The sequence below is a fragment of the Streptomyces altiplanensis genome (assembly GCF_053591575.1).
Genome location: NZ_JBSFUB010000008.1, coordinates 62,204 through 79,036, shown reverse-complemented (window position 1 = coordinate 79,036; position 16,833 = coordinate 62,204). Strand labels below are relative to the sequence as shown.

18 protein-coding genes are annotated in these 16,833 nt (G+C 72.7%); 9 read left to right on the top strand and 9 right to left on the bottom strand.

All coding sequences use genetic code 11. The annotated features are described in order from the left end of the window. The first annotated feature begins 40 nt into the window (after positions 1 to 40). From ACWD0Y_RS05960 to ACWD0Y_RS05950, 3 genes are all read left to right on the top strand, one after another. On the top strand, positions 41 to 1,126 hold the full coding sequence (locus ACWD0Y_RS05960; RefSeq protein WP_450259230.1) for a PP2C family protein-serine/threonine phosphatase: 1,086 nt from the start codon (positions 41 to 43) through the stop codon (positions 1,124 to 1,126). A gap of 292 nt (positions 1,127 to 1,418) precedes the next feature. Continuing rightward, a complete protein-coding gene (locus ACWD0Y_RS05955) occupies positions 1,419 to 2,762 on the top strand; it encodes a tetratricopeptide repeat protein (protein WP_450259229.1) in 1,344 nt (447 codons plus the stop codon). A gap of 51 nt (positions 2,763 to 2,813) precedes the next feature. Next, positions 2,814 to 3,344: an NUDIX hydrolase gene (locus tag ACWD0Y_RS05950; RefSeq protein ID WP_344496372.1), complete on the top strand. Its 531-nt coding sequence runs from the start codon at positions 2,814 to 2,816 to the stop codon at positions 3,342 to 3,344. A 31-nt stretch (positions 3,345 to 3,375) separates the two neighbouring features. Here ACWD0Y_RS05950 and ACWD0Y_RS05945 read toward each other — a convergent pair whose 3' ends face one another. Together ACWD0Y_RS05945 and ACWD0Y_RS05940 are read right to left on the bottom strand one after the other, a co-directional pair. Next, on the bottom strand, positions 3,376 to 3,633 hold the full coding sequence (locus tag ACWD0Y_RS05945; RefSeq protein ID WP_093801684.1) for a hypothetical protein: 258 nt from the start codon (positions 3,631 to 3,633) through the stop codon (positions 3,376 to 3,378). A 154-nt stretch (positions 3,634 to 3,787) separates the two neighbouring features. After that, positions 3,788 to 4,648, bottom strand: coding sequence for a 3-hydroxybutyryl-CoA dehydrogenase (locus ACWD0Y_RS05940; protein WP_450259228.1), 861 nt, complete (start codon positions 4,646 to 4,648; stop codon positions 3,788 to 3,790). A gap of 179 nt (positions 4,649 to 4,827) precedes the next feature. Between ACWD0Y_RS05940 and ACWD0Y_RS05935 the strand changes: the two genes are divergently transcribed. Beyond that, on the top strand, positions 4,828 to 6,078 hold the full coding sequence (locus ACWD0Y_RS05935; RefSeq protein WP_450259227.1) for a glycoside hydrolase family 10 protein: 1,251 nt from the start codon (positions 4,828 to 4,830) through the stop codon (positions 6,076 to 6,078). Between the two features lie 88 nt (positions 6,079 to 6,166). Here ACWD0Y_RS05935 and ACWD0Y_RS05930 read toward each other — a convergent pair whose 3' ends face one another. Further along, entirely contained in the window at positions 6,167 to 6,367 is a 201-nt protein-coding gene (locus ACWD0Y_RS05930; protein WP_093801779.1) for a DUF1918 domain-containing protein, read from the bottom strand. A gap of 83 nt (positions 6,368 to 6,450) precedes the next feature. Then, complete coding sequence (locus ACWD0Y_RS05925) at positions 6,451 to 7,404, bottom strand: DMT family transporter (protein WP_450259226.1); 954 nt, start codon at positions 7,402 to 7,404, stop codon at positions 6,451 to 6,453. Between ACWD0Y_RS05925 and ACWD0Y_RS05920 the strand changes: the two genes are divergently transcribed. After that, positions 7,403 to 8,845 carry an aminotransferase-like domain-containing protein gene (locus tag ACWD0Y_RS05920; protein ID WP_450259225.1) on the top strand — a complete coding sequence of 481 codons (1,443 nt, stop codon included), beginning with the start codon at positions 7,403 to 7,405 and terminating at the stop codon, positions 8,843 to 8,845. The two genes, ACWD0Y_RS05925 and ACWD0Y_RS05920, sit on opposite strands and share 2 nt — an antisense overlap. Before the next feature lie 37 nt (positions 8,846 to 8,882). Here ACWD0Y_RS05920 and ACWD0Y_RS05915 read toward each other — a convergent pair whose 3' ends face one another. From ACWD0Y_RS05915 to ACWD0Y_RS05900, 4 genes are all read right to left on the bottom strand, one after another. Then, positions 8,883 to 10,040, bottom strand: coding sequence for a methyltransferase (locus tag ACWD0Y_RS05915; protein WP_450259224.1), 1,158 nt, complete (start codon positions 10,038 to 10,040; stop codon positions 8,883 to 8,885). A gap of 58 nt (positions 10,041 to 10,098) precedes the next feature. Further along, on the bottom strand, positions 10,099 to 10,881 hold the full coding sequence (locus tag ACWD0Y_RS05910) for a VOC family protein (protein ID WP_450259223.1): 783 nt from the start codon (positions 10,879 to 10,881) through the stop codon (positions 10,099 to 10,101). Positions 10,882 to 10,984: 103 nt separating this feature from the next. Then, complete coding sequence (locus ACWD0Y_RS05905) at positions 10,985 to 11,137, bottom strand: hypothetical protein (RefSeq protein ID WP_450259222.1); 153 nt, start codon at positions 11,135 to 11,137, stop codon at positions 10,985 to 10,987. Between the two features lie 265 nt (positions 11,138 to 11,402). Then, a complete protein-coding gene (locus ACWD0Y_RS05900) occupies positions 11,403 to 12,251 on the bottom strand; it encodes an alpha/beta fold hydrolase (RefSeq protein ID WP_450259221.1) in 849 nt (282 codons plus the stop codon). A 57-nt stretch (positions 12,252 to 12,308) separates the two neighbouring features. On the opposite strand from ACWD0Y_RS05900, the gene ACWD0Y_RS05895 reads away from it, so the two are divergent. Further along, positions 12,309 to 12,794: a MarR family winged helix-turn-helix transcriptional regulator gene (locus ACWD0Y_RS05895; RefSeq protein ID WP_450259220.1), complete on the top strand. Its 486-nt coding sequence runs from the start codon at positions 12,309 to 12,311 to the stop codon at positions 12,792 to 12,794. 302 nt (positions 12,795 to 13,096) lie between these two features. Here ACWD0Y_RS05895 and ACWD0Y_RS05890 read toward each other — a convergent pair whose 3' ends face one another. Next, on the bottom strand, positions 13,097 to 13,597 hold the full coding sequence (locus ACWD0Y_RS05890; RefSeq protein ID WP_450259219.1) for a hypothetical protein: 501 nt from the start codon (positions 13,595 to 13,597) through the stop codon (positions 13,097 to 13,099). A 122-nt stretch (positions 13,598 to 13,719) separates the two neighbouring features. Between ACWD0Y_RS05890 and argC the strand changes: the two genes are divergently transcribed. Genes argC through argB form a run of 3 tightly spaced genes read left to right on the top strand, consistent with a single transcriptional unit; the run spans position 13,720 to position 16,801 of the window. Beyond that, positions 13,720 to 14,748: an N-acetyl-gamma-glutamyl-phosphate reductase gene (gene argC / locus ACWD0Y_RS05885; RefSeq protein WP_450259218.1), complete on the top strand. Its 1,029-nt coding sequence runs from the start codon at positions 13,720 to 13,722 to the stop codon at positions 14,746 to 14,748. After that, the gene (gene argJ, locus ACWD0Y_RS05880) at positions 14,745 to 15,899 is read left to right on the top strand and encodes a bifunctional glutamate N-acetyltransferase/amino-acid acetyltransferase ArgJ (RefSeq protein ID WP_450259217.1); all 1,155 of its coding nucleotides are present in this window, start codon (positions 14,745 to 14,747) and stop codon (positions 15,897 to 15,899) included. Before argC ends, argJ begins: the two co-directional genes overlap by 4 nt. After that, positions 15,896 to 16,801: an acetylglutamate kinase gene (gene argB / locus ACWD0Y_RS05875; protein WP_093801790.1), complete on the top strand. Its 906-nt coding sequence runs from the start codon at positions 15,896 to 15,898 to the stop codon at positions 16,799 to 16,801. Before argJ ends, argB begins: the two co-directional genes overlap by 4 nt. The last annotated feature ends 32 nt before the right edge of the window (positions 16,802 to 16,833 follow it).

The window sequence follows — 16,833 nt, the reverse complement described above, 5'->3', positions numbered from 1 at the left end:
CCGCGCGTCGTACAGGGCCAGGGCCTAGGGGGCCGTCGGGATGATCCGTACCAAGACCTGGCGGGGCGCGTGTACGGGGGTGCTCTCCGTGCGGGGCGTCCTCGTCTTCGGACTCCCCGCCGTCTGGCTCGTCGCCGCGACCGTCTGGGAACTGGCCTGCCCGTTCGCCTCCCACGGGGGGATGGCGCCCCGCTTCGTGACGTGCGCCGCCTTCCTGGCGCTGGCCGCCTGTCTGCTGACGAGCGTGAGGCTCGGCCCGGTCCGGGAGCTGCGCCGGGTCCGCGAGGTCGCGCGCGCCGCCCAGCAGGTGCTGCTGCGCCCGCTGCCGCCCCGGCTCGACGGGCTCGCCGTCGCCGCGGGACAGCTCTCCGTGAGCCGTGGCGCGACGGTCGGGGGCGATCTGTACGAGGCCGTGGCCACCGCCGGGGGTGTGCGGGTCGTCATCGGTGACGTACGGGGCCACGGGCTGGCCGCGATCGGGGCGGTCGCCGCGCTGCTCGGCAGCTTCCGGGAGGCGGCGCACGACGAGGCCGACCTCGCGGGCGTCATGCGCAGGCTGGAGCGGGCGCTGCAGCGGCACCTGCGGGAGCGGTCGCGCTCCGAGCACCCGTCGGTGAGCAGCACCGCCCCGGACAGCCCGCTGGCCGAGGAGTTCGTCACCGTACTCCTGCTGGAGATCCACGAGGACGGCGAGGTACTGGCGCTCAACTGCGGCCACCCGTGGCCCTACCGGCTGCGCGAGTCCGCCGAACCGCTCGCGGGCGGGGACCCGCTGCCGCCGCTCGGTCCGTTCCCGCTGCCCGACGGTCTGTCCGCACACCGCTGCACGCGACTGCTTCCCGGCGACACGCTGGTCCTGCACACCGACGGCGCCGAGGACGCCCGCAGCGCCGACGGGACGTTCTTCTGCCTGCGGACGGCGCTCACCGAGGCCGCCGCCGCGGGCTCGCCGGTCCCACCCGCCGTGGTGGTGCGGCGCGTGCACACGGCGCTGCTGCGGCACACGGGCGGGCGGCTCACCGACGACGTCGCCCTGCTCGTCCTGCGCAAGGACCGCAGCCGGTCGCCCGCGGCCCCCGGGGACCAGGAGCCGCGCCGCTTACACGCCGAGCCCTCCCACCGCTGACCCACCGCTGACCGGCCGTCGCTCCGTAGCCCGGGGACCCGCTCCGTCCGCCCTGCCGTGGAGTGTCGGGCAGACCAGCAGGACGGACGGAGCGGGATCGGGCCGCCGCACTGTGATGAGGGGGGAGCCGGCGGCCCGGCCGCCTCGTGAAGAGGCGCTTGAAGTCAAGCGGTCGCGGCGTGTGCGCGGGAGAGCACGCGGGGCACGAACGCGGGCATTCGGTTCACACCCCGTGTGAAAGCAGCTCCACTACGCTGGCGTATTGCGCCCGCACCGAGCCACCGGAGAGGCCATGCAGCCCAATACCCTGCTCGACGCCCTGCTCGACGAGGCGGGCATCTCCCACGCAGGCCTCGCCGCCCATGTGAACCAGGCGGGCAGCGCGAGAGGCCTGGCGCTGAGGTACGAACACACCGCCGTGGCGCGGTGGTTGAAGGGCCAGCGCCCGCGCGGCCAGGTGCCCGACCTGATCTGCGAGGTCCTCGCGGCCCGGCTGCACCGGCCGATAACGCTGGACGACATCGGGTTCGGCTCGCCGGGCGAAACGGGCATGCCGCACGGCTCCCCGCTGACGGGCTTCGTGGAGCGCGCCACCGCGCTGTGGCGCTCCGACGAACAGCAGCGGCCCCACATCATCGGCGCGCCCGCGGTGACCGGGACACCGGCCGTGATGCCCGTGTGGGAGTGGGAGAACCCGCCGGAGGACGCGGACGTCTCGCGCAAGGGACAGACGCGCGTCAGCGTCGCCGACATACAGATGCTGCGCGCGGCCCGGGCGCACTACGAGCTGATGTACCGCAAGGCGGGCGGCATCGCGACGCGCTCGCGCATCGTCGGCTTCCTCAACGCGGAGACCGCCCCTCTGCTGCGCGGCAGTTACTCCAACGCCGTGGGGCGTCACCTGCACCGGGCGACGGGCGGTCTGGTGGCGGTGGCCGGCATCTGCGCGTACGACTCGGACGCCCAGGGGCTCGCCCAGCGCTACTTCCACCAGGCCCTGCGGCTCGCCAAGGCCAGCGGGGACCGGGGGCTCGGCGCGTACATCATCGCGCTGCTCGTCAACCAGTCGCTGTTCATGGCCGAATACCGGCAGGCGGTGGCCTTCGCGGAGGCGGCGCTGCGCACGGCGGGCACGCAGATCACCCCGGCGCTGGCCGCCGATCTGCACGCGATGCAGGCCAAGGCGTACGCCCACCTCGGCGACGGCAAGGGGGCCCTGTCCTGCATCCGGCGCGCGGAGAGCGAGGCCGAGTGCATCAGACCGGGCAGCGAACCGGACGAGACGGGGTACGTCCAGCCGGGCCTGGTGAACGTCCAGGTGGCCGAGGCCCTGTTCAGCCTGGGTGATCTGCCCGCCGCACGGGAGCACGCGACGGCGGCGGTCGGCTCTCCCGCGACGCACGACCGGGGGCGGGTGCACCGGCTCGCCATGCTCACCCACATCGAGCTGCGCCAGGGCAGGGCGGACCGGGCCGTGGAGATCGCGACGGAGATGGCCGAACGGGCGCAGGGAATGGAGTCGCAGCGGCTGCGCGACCGGTTGCGTGCGGTGCGCGAGCACCTGGTGGGAAGCGGATGCGCAGGCGCCGACGAGGCGGCCGAACTGATCGACGGGGCTCTGCGCGTTCCGCTGTGACCGTGCTCCTGCTGCGATGTTGTCACCTACTTGTCGAAAGGTGGCACAACAGTGCAGTGGACGAACTTAAGCGAACAGAACGTCTACAAGAACCGCTGGTTCCGGGTCAACCTCGCGGATGTCGAACTCCCCGACGGCCGGCACCTCGACCACTTCGTCATACGGCTGCGCCCGGTGGCCGTGGCGACGGTGGTCAACGAGGCCAACGAGGTGCTGATGCTCTGGAGGCACCGCTTCATCACCGACAGCTGGGGCTGGGAACTCGCCGCGGGAGTCGTCGAGGACGGCGAGGACATCGAGGCCGCCGCGGCGCGTGAGATGGAGGAGGAGACCGGCTGGCGGCCCGGGCCGCTGCGCCCCCTCCTCACCGTCGAGCCGTCCAACGGCCTCACCGACGCCCGGCACCACCTCTACTGGGCCGAGGAGGCGACGTACACCGGCCACCCCGAGGACGACTTCGAGTCCTCACGGCGCGAGTGGGTCCCGCTCAAGCTGGTCCCCGGCATGGTGGCCCGCGGTGAAGTCCCGGCCGCCAACATGGCGGCCGGGCTGCTGATGCTGCACCACCTGCGTCTGGGCTAGAACCGCGGGCCCGGGCTCACGGCCGGAGGCTCTAGCGGCCGACGGCCTGCCAGACGGTCACCGCGAGCGCTCCGGCCGCGGTGAGTGCCGAGACGGTGGGCAGCGGCCAGCGGTTGTGCTCCAGGGCCGTCACCCGCGCGGCCAGGTCGGCCAGGTCACTGCCGGCCTGGTCGCCCCGGTGGGCCAGCAGCGCCAGATGTCCGTCGATCCTGGTGAGCCCCACGTCGAGGCAGCGACGTAACTCGGCGTACTCCTCTGCGACCACGGTCTGGTCGGGGTCGATACTCACGGTCCGCTCCTTCTTCCGACAGGGCCGTCCGACGGCCCGTGCATGTGACACAGAGCCAACTCGCCCTGTGCCCATGGCGGGAGCGTGTGTGCGGGGCATATGCGGGTACGCCCCGCACACTCCGTGCGAATCGCGGATCGCGGACCAGGAGGGCTCAGGCGTACGGGTAGAAGCCGGATCCCGTCTTACGTCCCAGCCTGCCCGCGTCCACCATGCGCTGGAGCAGCGGGGGAGCGGCGTACAGAGGCTCCTTGTACTCGGCGTACATCGAGTCGGCGACCGAGGCGACCGTGTCGAGGCCGATGAGGTCCGCGAGCTTGAGCGGGCCCATCGGGTGGGCGCAGCCCAGCTCCATGCCGTTGTCGATGTCCTCACGGCTGGCGATGCCCGACTCGAACATCCGGATCGCCGAGAGCAGGTACGGGATGAGGAGCGCGTTGACCACGAAGCCCGAGCGGTCCTGGGCGCGGATCGGGTGCTTGCCCAGCACGTTCTGCACCACGGCCTCGGCGCGCTTGACCGTCTCTTCGGACGTGGTCAGCGCGGGGATCAGCTCGACGAGCTTCTGCACCGGGGCCGGGTTGAAGAAGTGGATGCCGATGACCTGGTCCGGCCGGGAGGTGGCGACGGCCAGCTTCACCAGCGGGATCGAGGAGGTGTTGGAGGCGAGGATCGCGTCGGGACGGGTCACCACCTGGTCGAGGACCTGGAAGATCTCGGTCTTGATCGACTCGTTCTCGACGACGGCTTCGATCACGAGGTCGCGGTCGGCGAACTCGCCGAGGTCGGTGGTGAAGCTGAGACGGGCGAGCGTCTCGTCGCGCTCCTCCTCGGTGATCTTGCCGCGCTCGGCGGCCTTCGAGAGGGAGTTGTAGAGCCGGGTGCGGCCGATCTCCAGGGCCTCGCCCGTGGTCTCGGCAACCTTCACCTCGAGGCCGCTGCGGGCACACACCTCGGCAATGCCTGCGCCCATCTGGCCGCAGCCCACTACTCCGACGCGCTGCACATCCGCCATGGAGTCCGTCACATCGTGCCTTTCGCTGATCAACAGTTCGGCAGGCTCCCGGCCGTTGCCGGTGCCCGCCTCGGCCCCCGACGTTACTCCCGACCCACGTGTACGCGACGGGCCGGGGCGGGCATGCTCTGCGGACACGACAGGACGTACGCGCGTCACCACGGAACAGGGGTCGACATATGGGTCAGATCGGTCGAAGAGGGTTGTTGGCGGGAGTGGCCGGGGCGCTGTCCGCGCTGGCGGTCTCCGGGGACGCCGCCGCGGCCGGCAGGCGGCGGCGCCGCGCCCCGGAGCGCGAGCTGCGGGGGATGTGGCTGGCGAGCGTCGCCAACCGTGACTGGCCGTCCAGGGCGGGTCTGACCGCCGACCAGCAGAAGGCCGAGCTCCTGGCCCATCTGGACACGGCGGTGCGGCGCAGGCTGAACACGGTGGTGTTCCAGGTGCGGCCGACCGCCGACGCGCTGTGGCCCTCGCCGCACGAGCCGTGGTCGCAGTACCTCACCGGCGTACAGGGCAAGGACCCGGGCTGGGACCCGCTGGGAACCGCGGTGGAGGAGGCGCACCGGCGGGATCTCGAGCTGCACGCCTGGTTCAACCCGTACCGGGTGGCCAATCACACCGACCCGTCCCGGCTGGTGGCGACGCATCCGGCGCGCGTGCACCCGGAGTGGGTGCTGCCGTACGGCGGGAAGCTCTACTACAACCCGGGGCTGCCGGAGGTCAGGCGCTTCGTGCAGGACGCGATGATGGACGCCGTGGAGCGGTACGACGTCGACGCCGTGCACTGGGACGACTACTTCTACCCGTACCCGGTGGCGGGGCAGGAGTTCGCCGACGACGAGGCGTTCGCGCGCCACGGCGCCGGATTCCCGGACCGGGCCGCCTGGCGGCGCGACAACACCGACCGGCTGGTGCGGGAGATGTCCGACCGGATCAAGGCGGCCGGGAAGAAGGACGGCAAGAAGGTCCGCTTCGGGATCAGCCCCTTCGGAGTGTGGCGCAACGCCGCCACCGACCCGCTGGGCTCGCCGACGCGGGCCGGGGTGCAGACGTACGACGATCTGCACGCCGACACCCGCAGGTGGGTGAAGGAGGGCTGGATCGACCACATCGTGCCCCAGCTCTACTGGAACATCGGCTTCGAGGCCGCCGACTACGCCAAGCTGCTGCCCTGGTGGGCGGAGACCGTGCGCGGCACGGGCGTCGACCTGTACGTCGGCGAGGCGCTCTACAAGGCCGGGGACCCGGCCCAGCCCGCGGCCTGGCAGGACCCGGCCGAACTCTCCCGCCACCTGACCCTCGCCAAGGACTTCGCCGAGGCGCGCGGCCATGTCTTCTTCTCGGCGAAGGAGGTGGCGGCCGATCGCGTCGGGGCGATGGACCGGGTGGTGGCGGACCACTACCCGGCCCGGGTACGGACGCCCCGCTGACGGTCCCTGCTGGGCCGGGGCGTACCGGCTCGGCTCCTCGGGAGCCGGGACCGGGACCAGGGCTGGGGTTGCTCAGGGCTGCTTCGGGCTATTGCGCCGGGTTCGTGTCCGTGTGCCGTACGACGGAGTCCGGGCCCGGCGACATCAGCGCCTCGTGCCCGTCGTCGAAGCGGACGCGGTACGGAGGAGTGCCTTCGGATCCCAGGACCTCGACGATCTCGGCGACCCGGTCCTCGTGCCCGACGGTCCTGCCGTGCATCAGCAGCCGGTCGCCCACGCTTGCTTGCATCGGGAGTGACCTCCTTGAGGCTGGTGTCGTGTACGGCCAGTCTACGGCCGGGGGCGGCGGTCGACCCGTTCTCGCGCTCGCGCTCAGGTCCGCGCGCGCTGGGTGACCGCGATGCAGACCAGTACGCCGACGGCCGCGAGCGGGGCCGCGGGGGAGAGGTGCTCGCCGAGCAGGGCGACCGACCAGACCAGGGTCAGCAGGGGCTGGGCGAGCTGGAGCTGACTGGCCTTGGACACGCCGATCTCGGCCATGCCGCGGTACCAGACGACCAGGCCCAGGAACTGCGAGCCGACCGCGACCCAGAGGAGCCCCGCGACGCTGTGCGCCGTGAGGTGCACCGGTTCGAAGGCGAGCGCCACGGCGGCCGCCGGAACGGCGAACGGGAGGCAGAGGATCAGGGCCCAGCCGATGACCTGCCAGCCGGGCATCACGCGCGCGAGCCTGCCGCCCTCGGTGTAGCCCGCGGCGCAGACCAGCAGCGCGCCGAAGAGGTACAAGTCGCCGGTGGACAGGGCGCCGCCGCTCTGCTGCACCGTGAAGGCGATCACCACGGCGGCGCCGGCGAGGGCCGCGAGCCAGAACGCCCGGGAGGGGCGGGCCCCGGTGCGCAGCGCGGAGAGGGCGGCGGTGGTCAGCGGCAGGAGACCGACCACCACGGCGGCGTGCGAAGTGGTGGAGGTCTGGAGGGCGAGCGTGGTGAGCATCGGGAAGCCGAGGACCACGCCGCCGCCGACCACGGCGAGCCCCGCCCAGTGGGCGCGGGCGGGCAGGGGTATCCGCAGGGCGAGCAGCGCGGCGCCCGCGACGAGCGCCGCGAGGACGCTGCGTACGGCGACGAGCGACCAGGGGCCGAAGCCTTCGAGACCCCAGGCGGTGGCCGGGAACGTGAGCGAGAAGGCGATGACACCGAGCGCGGCGAGGAGCGTTCCGCTGCGGGCGGTGCCGGCGCCGGCCCTCGGTCCGGCCCCTTGCGTCCCGTTCGAACCACTGCTGACTGCTACTGCCGTATCGCGAGTAGCGCTATTCTGTGCTGTCATGCATGAGCGTAGCAGCGTCGCCGAACTGGCCGAATCCCTTAAGCGGGAGCTCAACCACTACTCGCCTGGTGGAAAGCTCCCGTCGAGCCGGGTGCTGGTGGAGCGCTACCGGGTGAGCCCGGTGACGGTCTCGCGGGCTCTTGCCCAGCTCGCCGCCGAGGGCCTGGTCGTCACCCGGCCCGGCGCGGGCGCCTTCCGGACGCAGCCCCGTACGGACACGGCGGCGCCGGGCGACACCTCCTGGCAGGAGGTCGCGCTCAGCGCCGACGGAGCCACCGAACTCGTGCCGCGCTCGGTCGACGCCTCCGGGGTCCTGGTCACCCTCGCCGCCCCGTCGCCCGGCGTCATCGAGTTCAACAGCGGTTACCTCCACGCCTCCCTCCGTCCCGAGCGGGCCATGGCGGCCGCCCTCGCGCGGGCCGGGCGGCGCCCCGGCGCCTGGGGCCGCCCCCCGACCGACGGCATCCCCGAACTGCGCGAATGGTTCGCCCGGGGGATCGGCGGCGCCATCACGGCCGCCGAAGTCCTGATCGCCGCCGGCGGCCAGAGCGCGCTGACGACGGCCCTGCGCGCCCTCGCCCCGCCCGGCGCGCCGGTACTGGTCGAGTCGCCGACGTACCCCGGCATGCTGGCGATCGCCCGCGCGGCGGGAATGCGACCGGTACCGGTACCGGTCGACTCGGACGGGGTGCGCCCCGAACTCCTCGCCGCGGCCTTCAAGGCCACCGGCGCCCGCGTCTTCGTCTGCCAGCCGCTCTTCCAGAACCCGACCGGCGCGGTGCTCTCGGCCGAGCGCCGGCCCGAGGTGCTGCGGATCGCCCGCGAGGCCGGGGCCTTCGTCGTCGAGGACGACTTCGTACGGCGCCTCGTGCACGACGACGCGGGGCCACTGCCCCGGCCGCTCGCCACCGACGACCACGACGGCGTCGTCGTGCACGTCGGCTCGCTCACCAAGGCGACCTCGCCCAGCTTCCGGGTGTGCGCGCTGGCGGCGCGCGGCCCGGTGCTGGAGAGGCTGCGCGCCATTCAGGTCGTCGAGAGCTTCTTCGTGCCCCGGCCCCTCCAGGAGGCCGCCGTGGAGCTCGTCGGCTCCCCGGCCTGGCCGCGCCATCTGCGCACCGTGGCGGCGGAGTTGAGGGGGCGCCGTGACACCATGGCCGCCGCCCTGCGGCTCGGCCTTCCCGCATTCGCCCTGCCGCACATCCCGGCGGGCGGCTACCACCTGTGGCTGCGCCTGCCTGACGGCGCGGACGAGAACGCGGTGGTCTCGGCGGCGCTCCGGGCGGGCGTCGCCATCGCGCCCGGCCGCCCGTACTTCAGCGCGGAGCCGACCGCGGGGCACATCCGGCTGAGCTTCGCGGGGGTGGCGGGGCCGGCCGAGATCACCGAGGGCGTACGGCGGCTGCGGGGCGCGTGCCAGGGGCTGCCGGGCGGTGCGTAGGCCCGGCGGGGGCCCTGCGCCGCCGCCGCACCCGGTGCTACCGCTTCACCGCCCGCAGGACCACGAACTTCGGGTCGCTCGCGACCAGTTCGCTGTTGCCGAAGATCCGGCGCAGCGCCACGTGGTAGCCGAGGTGCCGGTTGCCGATGACCCACAGTTCGCCGCCGGGGCGCAGCGCGTCGCGCGCACCGGCGAACATGCGCCGGGCCGTCGCGTCCGTCGTCGCCTGGTGGCTGTGGAACGGCGGGTTGTTCAGTACGAGGTCCACCGTCCCCTCCGGTACGCCCGACAGGCCGTCGCCCACCAGGAACTCCGCCTTGCTGCCGGCCCCGGCGTTCGCCCGGAACGTGGCCTGTGCCGACGCCACCGCCTGGAACGACTCGTCGACGAACAGCACCTCGGCCTCCGGATTGGCCAGCGCGGCCGCCGTACCCACCACACCGTTGCCGCAGCCCAGGTCCACGACGCGCTCGGGGCCGCGGCGCCCGGGGAGGTGACGCAGGAAGAACCTCGTGCCGATGTCGAGGCGCTCGGCGCAGAAGATGCCCGCGTGGTTGGTGACGGTGAGGCCGGACACCACCCCGACGTCGGAGGGCAGCGCATAGCTGTACGGCCACGGGTCGTTGCCCCGGGCGAGGCCGGGGTCCGGCGTGCAGAAGATGAGGCGCGCCTTCTTCACCGCCAGCGACGTCCGCGTCGTACCGAGGATCCGCTCGAAGAGCCTGAGCGTCGAGGTGTGGATCTCCTTGACCATTCCCGTGCCGACGACGACGGTGCCCGCGTGGACGTGCGGAGCGAGCCGGTGCAGCTGGTGCTCCAGGAGCGCGAGGCTCTTGGGCACGCGGATCAGCAGTACGTCGATGCGCTCCGGCGGGGGCTCCTGGGTGGAGAGGAGCCGTACCCCCGACGCGTCGGCCCCGTTGCGCTCCAGGTTCACCCGCGTCGCCTGCTGGGTGAGGAACGAGTCGGTGATCTGCACGGGACGGCAGCCGGAGAGGGCCGTGGCCAGGGCGCCCCAGCGGTCGCCCACCACGACGACGGTGCCGGACAGGTCCACGGGAGGAGCGTCGCCGGTTCCCTCGAGATGCCGCAGCAGGTACTCGTCGGCCGCGTCCCAGGCGCGGAGCCTGTCGCGGGGGTCCTCGGGGAAGCGGACGAGGTCGTATTCGCCCAGTGACGTCGTCAAATGGTTCATTGTGCCCTCAGGCTAACGGAGTCCCCGCTCCTTCCCCTTCCGTCCGTCCCGCCCCGTCTCACCCCCGCTGGGCCGGGGGCCTGGCGATCACGTGGAAGACGGTGCCGAACGGGTCGGTGATCTCCGCCGTCCGGCCGTACGGAAAGTCCTCGGGAGCGCCGGCCGTGCCTCCGGCCGCGACGGCGCGCTCCGCCACCGCGTCGGTGTCCGCGACCTCGAAGGTGGTCTGCCAGACGGAGGCGGTGGCGGTCGGGTCGCCGAAGATCCCGCCGATCTCATGGCCGTCGGGCCGGCGCAGGAAGGTGAAGTCGAAGCCGGGGAGATCCGGGTTGCCGTCCAGGGTGAAGCCGAAGAGCGCCGTGTAGAAGTCCCGCGCGGGGCCCGGCTCGGGCGTACTCAGGTCATTGCGGACCAGGGAGCCCGGTTCGTTCACGATCCGGCAGCCGGGGTGTGTGCCGCCCTGCCAGAGCCCGAACCGGGCGCCGACGGAGTCCGAAGCGAGAGCCGTGCGCCCCCGGTCTCCGACGTCCAGCGGACCCTGCGTCAGGGCGCCGCCCGCGTCGACGACGCGCTGGGCGGTGGCGTCGCAGTCCCGCGTGGCGAAGTACATGCGCCAGGAGCCGGGGGCGTAACCGGGCGCGGAGGCGGGCCGGAACGCGGCGACCGCCAGGCCGCGCAGCAGACACGTGGTGGAGCCGTCGGACTCCGCGGTGGCGGCGGTGGTCTCGAAGGTCCAGCCGAACAGCGCGCCGTAGAACTCCTTCGCGCGTTCGAGGTCGGGAACGTCGAGGTCGATCCAGGTGGGGGTGGAATCCGGCTGGTTGCCGTCGACGAGGCTCATCCGCTGCTCCTGTGCCGTTTCGGGGCTGGTACGTCGAGGCTAGAGCCGATCCAGGACAGATCGCGTCCTACTTTCCCCGGTTCTCCCCGGTTCTCCCCGCTTCTCACCGGGGCGGCGCCAGGCCCGTCTCGTACGCGATGATCACGACCCGGGCCCGCCACCCCGGGCGGGGCCCGGCGGTGAAGCGGCCGCGCAGGCGCAGGAGGCCGACGCGCTCGCGCACGCCGGCGAGACCCCGGCCGGAGCCGCTGCCCACGGCGCCGCCGCCCGGGCGGTCCTCCGGTCGTCGGCGTCCGTCCGTGCGCCGTGGCCGGCTGCGAGCACCGCATCCAGGAGGACTGGAGGAGCGGACGGCCGCAGATGTGCCTCGCCGCAAGGATCCGTCCACTGGAGAACGAGCCCGGCGCACAGGCCCGGCGGTCCGGCCCGGGTGCACCGGACGGCATCGAGCGGCTCGGGCGCCGGGCCCTCTGCCGGGGCCGGTGATCTTGTCGCACCGGGGGCGATGCCGCACCGCTGCTTCAGGCGGTCGACGCGCCGTTCCCGCTGACGGCCTCCAGGAACGAGGCCAGCTCGGCGTTGAAGCGGGCCGGGTTCTCCATGTTCGGGTAGTGCGCGGTGTCCGGGAGGGTGACGGTGCGGCCGTCGGGGACAAGCCTCATCAGGCGGTCGGCCATGGCGAGGTTGTCCGGGGCGTCCACGGCGCCGTTGATCGCGCATACGGGGACGGCGATGCCGGCCGCGCGCTCCCAGGTGGCCGTGACCGGCACCCGGTGGTCGGGCTCATCGGGCGTGTGCTTGCCGAGAGTGCCGAGCGCCATCTCCCGTACCCGGCGCACCACATCGGGATCGACGGCGGCCGGACCGCGGTGCGGGCCGAAGGTGAAACGCATGAACGCGTCGACCCAGCCGGTCGCGTCACCTGTGGCAAGCGCCTGCTCCTGGGCGGCAAACACGTCCAGGGTCCAGGGATCCCCGAAGGCGGGCTCGCTGGTGCCAACGCCGCTGACGACGACCGCGCGGACCAGTTCCGGATGTTCCAGCACGCAGTCGACCGCGGTGGCCCCGCCCATCGACACGCCGACGAGCACGGCCGGGGCCGCATCCAGTCCCCGCAGCAGCGCGGCGACGTCGTCGGCGTGCCGGAAGGGACCGGCCGCGTTGTCCGAGCCGCCGTGTCCACGGGCGTCGAACGCGATGACCCGGTAGTGCGGAGCGAAGGCCCGGATCTGTTCCTCCCACATGCGGTGGTCGAGGAAGCCGCCGTGCAGGAACACCAGGGGCGGCCCGGACCCCGCCTCACGGTAGGCGAGACGGCCGTCGGCGGTCTGGAGTAAACGGGTCGGGGTGGAGGCGGGTTCGGTATTCATGACAACCAAGGTGTCATCTCTGTCGAGAGTTGGCAACCAAGGTGTCATCCTGGTGGCATGACGGACGAACACACCGAAGCCCCCGCCACGTCCTCTCCGGACGAGCTGGCCGAACGCCTCACCGAGGTATTCGACCTGGTCGGCCCGCTTTACCGGCGGGTCCACCGCAAGGTGGAGCAGGCGGCACCGATCGAGGGCCTGTCGGTCGGGGTGCGCGCGGTACTCGATCTCCTGCGCACCCGGGGGCCGATGACGGTGCCGCAGATGGGGCGGGCGCAAGCGCTCAGCCGGCAGTTCGTACAGCGCATGGTCAACGACGCGGCGCGGCACGGTCTGGTGGAGAGTGCCGCCAACCCCGTGCACCGCCGGTCGCCGCTCATCCGGCTCACCGATCGGGGCCGGGCCGCGATCGGCGCGGTGCGGGCCCGCGAACACGCACTGCTGCGTCGTGTGAACGGTGATCTGACCACGGCGGACATCGACGCGTGCCTCCGCGTGCTGGGCGCGATGCACGCGCTGCTCGACGACGTGGACGTGGAGTGAGCCACGGCACGCTTCGGCATCGCTCCGGGCACCCGTCCGAAGGCCGCATGGCCGGGCCGGGCGGCCCCGGCCGGACAGCTGGCCCATTGGCGGGCAGGTGGACCGGGGGTGAAGCCGCTCTTCGGTTCGGCCCGGGCGCCGCGCCGGCGGACAGGTGCGGCGATCGCGGTGTTCTGCTCGCTGAGGCCGGGGCGGCCGGCGCCGCCCGGGGCCGAATGGCGCAGGCGGCGCCCCGCGGAGAACGCCGCCACCGCCTCCGGCGGCGCCGTCGTCGGCGAGGCGGACCGAAGGAGGGGGCCGGCTCAGGCTCTGCGGCCATCCCGGCGGATCGCCGCCGCGGCCCACCGGGCGAAGCCCGCCACGTTGTGCGGGCAGCGCCAGCGGGGCCCCGCCTCGTGCTGCTGGTCCTTCCGGCCGAGGTCTCCCCATGCGTACTCCGAGTCCCCGGCCGGCAGTGACAGAACCATCTCGAAGGACTCCAGCTGCCCGTCGGGGTCGCCGTCGCACGGATGGGCCCCGGGGGCGCACGCGTGGTTCACGACGGCCGGATCCGAGGCGGCGTCCAGCAGCGCCACCTCGGCCTCGTCCGCCGCCCCGGGCTCCGCCTCGCCCGCCGCATGGCCGTACATCCACACCAGGCCCAGCGTGAAGAACGCCGTCTCGTCCGGGTCCCGGGGCACCGAAGCCCGCGCCCGGCGGAGCTGCTCCACGCACTCCAGCAGGGTCTCGTCGTGCTCTCCCGGGAAGTACCCCTGGCGGATCGACTCCCAGTCGTCGGTCAGCTCTTCCGCGTTCGCAATCATGACCGGTACGACATCGGACGCGGGGTGCCGGTTCCTGGTGAGGGGCTCACGGGGCGAGACGGAAAATCTTTGCATAAAACTGCGTAGGTGCGTATAGTCATGCCATCGACTAGGAGGGCTCGATGGCGGTACGTGCAGCAGTGGCAGGGGCGAGTGGATACGCGGGCGGGGAACTGCTCCGTCTGCTCCTCGCCCACCCCGGGGTGGAGATCGGCGCCCTGACCGGCCATTCCAACGCGGGACAGCGGCTCGGCTCGCTCCAGCCGCATCTGCTGCCGCTGGCCGGCCGCGTGCTGGAGCCCACCACCCCGGAAGTGCTCGCCGGGCACGACGTCGTCTTTCTGGCGCTCCCGCACGGCCAGTCCGCCGCCGTCGCCGAGCAGCTCGGTGACGACGTGCTCGTGGTCGACATGGGCGCCGACTTCCGGCTCCGGGACGCCGCCGACTGGGAGGCGTTCTACGGTTCGCCGCACGCCGGGACCTGGCCGTACGGTCTCCCCGAGCTCCCCGGTGCCCGCGCCGCGCTCGCCGGCTCCAAGCGCGTCGCCGTTCCCGGCTGCTACCCGACCGCCGTCTCGCTCGCGCTCTTCCCGGCGTACGCTGCGCAGCTCGCCGAGTCCGACGCCGTGATCGTCGCCGCCACCGGCACCTCCGGCGCGGGCAAGGCGCTCAAGCCGCATCTGCTCGGCAGCGAGGTGATGGGCTCCATGACGCCGTACGGCGTCGGCGGCGGCCACCGCCACACCCCCGAGATGATCCAGAACCTCAGCGCCGCCGCGGGGGAGCGGGTCACCGTCTCCTTCACGCCGACGCTCGCGCCCATGTCCCGAGGCATCCTCGCCACGTGCAGCGCGAAGGCGAAGCCCGGGGCGACCGCCGAGAGCGTACGGGCGGCGTACGAGAAGGCGTACGCCGACGAGCCGTTCGTGCACCTCCTCCCCGAGGGGCAGTGGCCCGCGACCGCCTCCGTGTACGGCTCCAACGCCGTCCAGATCCAGGTCGCGTACGACGGCGCCGTCGGCCGCGTCATCGCGATCAGCGCCATCGACAACCTCGCCAAAGGCACCGCCGGCGGCGCGGTGCAGAGCATGAACATCGCCCTCGGGCTCCCCGAGGACACCGGTCTTTCCACGACAGGAGTGGCACCGTGAGCGTCACGGCAGCAAAGGGATTCACCGCGGCGGGCATCGCCGCGGGGATCAAGGACAGCGGCAACCCCGACCTGGCCCTCGTGGTCAACAACGGGCCCCGCCTCGCCGCCGCGGGCGTCTTCACCTCCAACCGCGTGAAGGCCGCGCCGGTCCTGTGGTCCGAGCAGGTCGTCAAGGGCGGCCGGGTCTCCGCCGTCGTCCTCAACTCCGGCGGCGCCAACGCCTGTACGGGCCCGAAGGGCTTCCAGGACGCCCACGCCACCGCCGAGAAGGCCGCGCAGGTGCTGACGGGCCACAGCGCCGGTGAGATCGCCATCGCCTCCACGGGCCTCATCGGCATCACCCTCCCCATGGACAAGCTCCTGCCCGGCGTCGAGAAGGCCGCCACCGAGCTCTCCGCGCACGGCGGCGAGAAGGCCGCCATCGCCATCAAGACCACCGACACCGTCCACAAGACGGCCGTCGCGGGCGGCGAGGACTGGACCGTCGGCGGCATGGCCAAGGGCGCGGGCATGCTCGCACCCGGCCTCGCCACCATGCTGGTCGTGCTCACCACCGACGCCGACCTCGAAGCGGACGCCCTCGACCGGGCGCTGCGCGACGCCACCCGCCAGACCTTCGACCGCGTCGACTCCGACGGCTGCATGTCGACGAACGACACGGTGCTGCTGCTCGCCTCCGGCGCGTCCGGGGTGACGCCGGAGTACGACGCGTTCGCCACCGCCGTACGCACCGTCTGCGACGACCTCGCCCGCCAGCTCATCGGCGACGCGGAGGGGGCCAGCAAGGACATCCGGATCGAGGTCGTGGGCGCCGCGACCGAGGCCGACGCCGTCGAGGTGGGCCGCTCGATCGCCCGCAACAACCTCCTCAAGTGCGCCATCCACGGCGAGGACCCCAACTGGGGCCGTGTCCTGTCCGCCATCGGCACCACGCGCGCCGCCTTCGACCCCGACCGGCTCAACGTCGCCATCAACGACGTCTGGGTCTGCAGGAACGGCTCGGTCGGCGACGACCGCGACCTCGTCGACATGCGCTACCGCGAGGTGAAGATCACCGCGGACCTGGCGGCGGGCACCGAGTCGGCGGTCATCTGGACCAACGACCTCACCGCCGACTACGTCCACGAGAACAGCGCGTACAGCTCATGAGCGCCCGCAAGCACACCGCCCTGCCCAAGGCCCAGATTCTCGTCGAGGCGCTGCCCTGGCTCACCCGCCACCACGGCCGGACCGTCGTCATCAAGTTCGGCGGCAACGCCATGATCGACGAGGACCTGAAGGCCGCCTTCGCCCAGGACGTCGTCTTCCTGCGGCACGCCGGCCTCAAGCCGGTCGTCGTGCACGGCGGCGGCCCGCAGATCAGCGCGCAGCTCGACCGGCACGGCCTGGTGAGCGAGTTCAAGGCCGGGCTGCGGGTCACCACGCCCGAGGCCATGGACGTCGTACGCATGGTCCTGGCCGGGCAGGTGCAGCGCGAGCTCGTCGGGCTGCTCAACCAGCACGGCCCGCTCGCCGTCGGCATGACCGGCGAGGACGCCCACACCATCACCGCCACCCAGCACTTCCCGCAGATCGACGGCGAGTCCGTCGACATCGGGCGGGTCGGAGAGATCACCGCCATCGACACCGGCGCCATCCAGGCCCTGCTCGACGACGGCCGTATCCCGGTCGTCTCGTCCATCGCCCGCAGCGCCGACGACCACCACGTGTTCAACGTCAACGCCGACACCGCCGCGGCCGCGCTCGCCGCCGCGCTGGGCGCCGAGACGCTGATGGTCCTCACCGACGTCGAGGGGCTCTACGAGGACTGGCCGAACAGCGACGAAGTGATCAGCCGGCTCACCGCCAAGGAACTGGAGAAGCTGCTGCCGGAGCTCTCCAGCGGCATGGTCCCCAAGATGGAAGGGTGCCTGCACGCCGTACGCAACGGGGTCAACACCGCCCGCGTGATCGACGGCCGCGTGCAGCACTCGATCCTGCTGGAGATCTTCACCGACGAGGGCATCGGCACGATGGTCGTGCCCGACGAGCACGAAGGGGGAGTCAGGTGACCGCGAACCAGGAGCTGACACAGCGCTGGCAG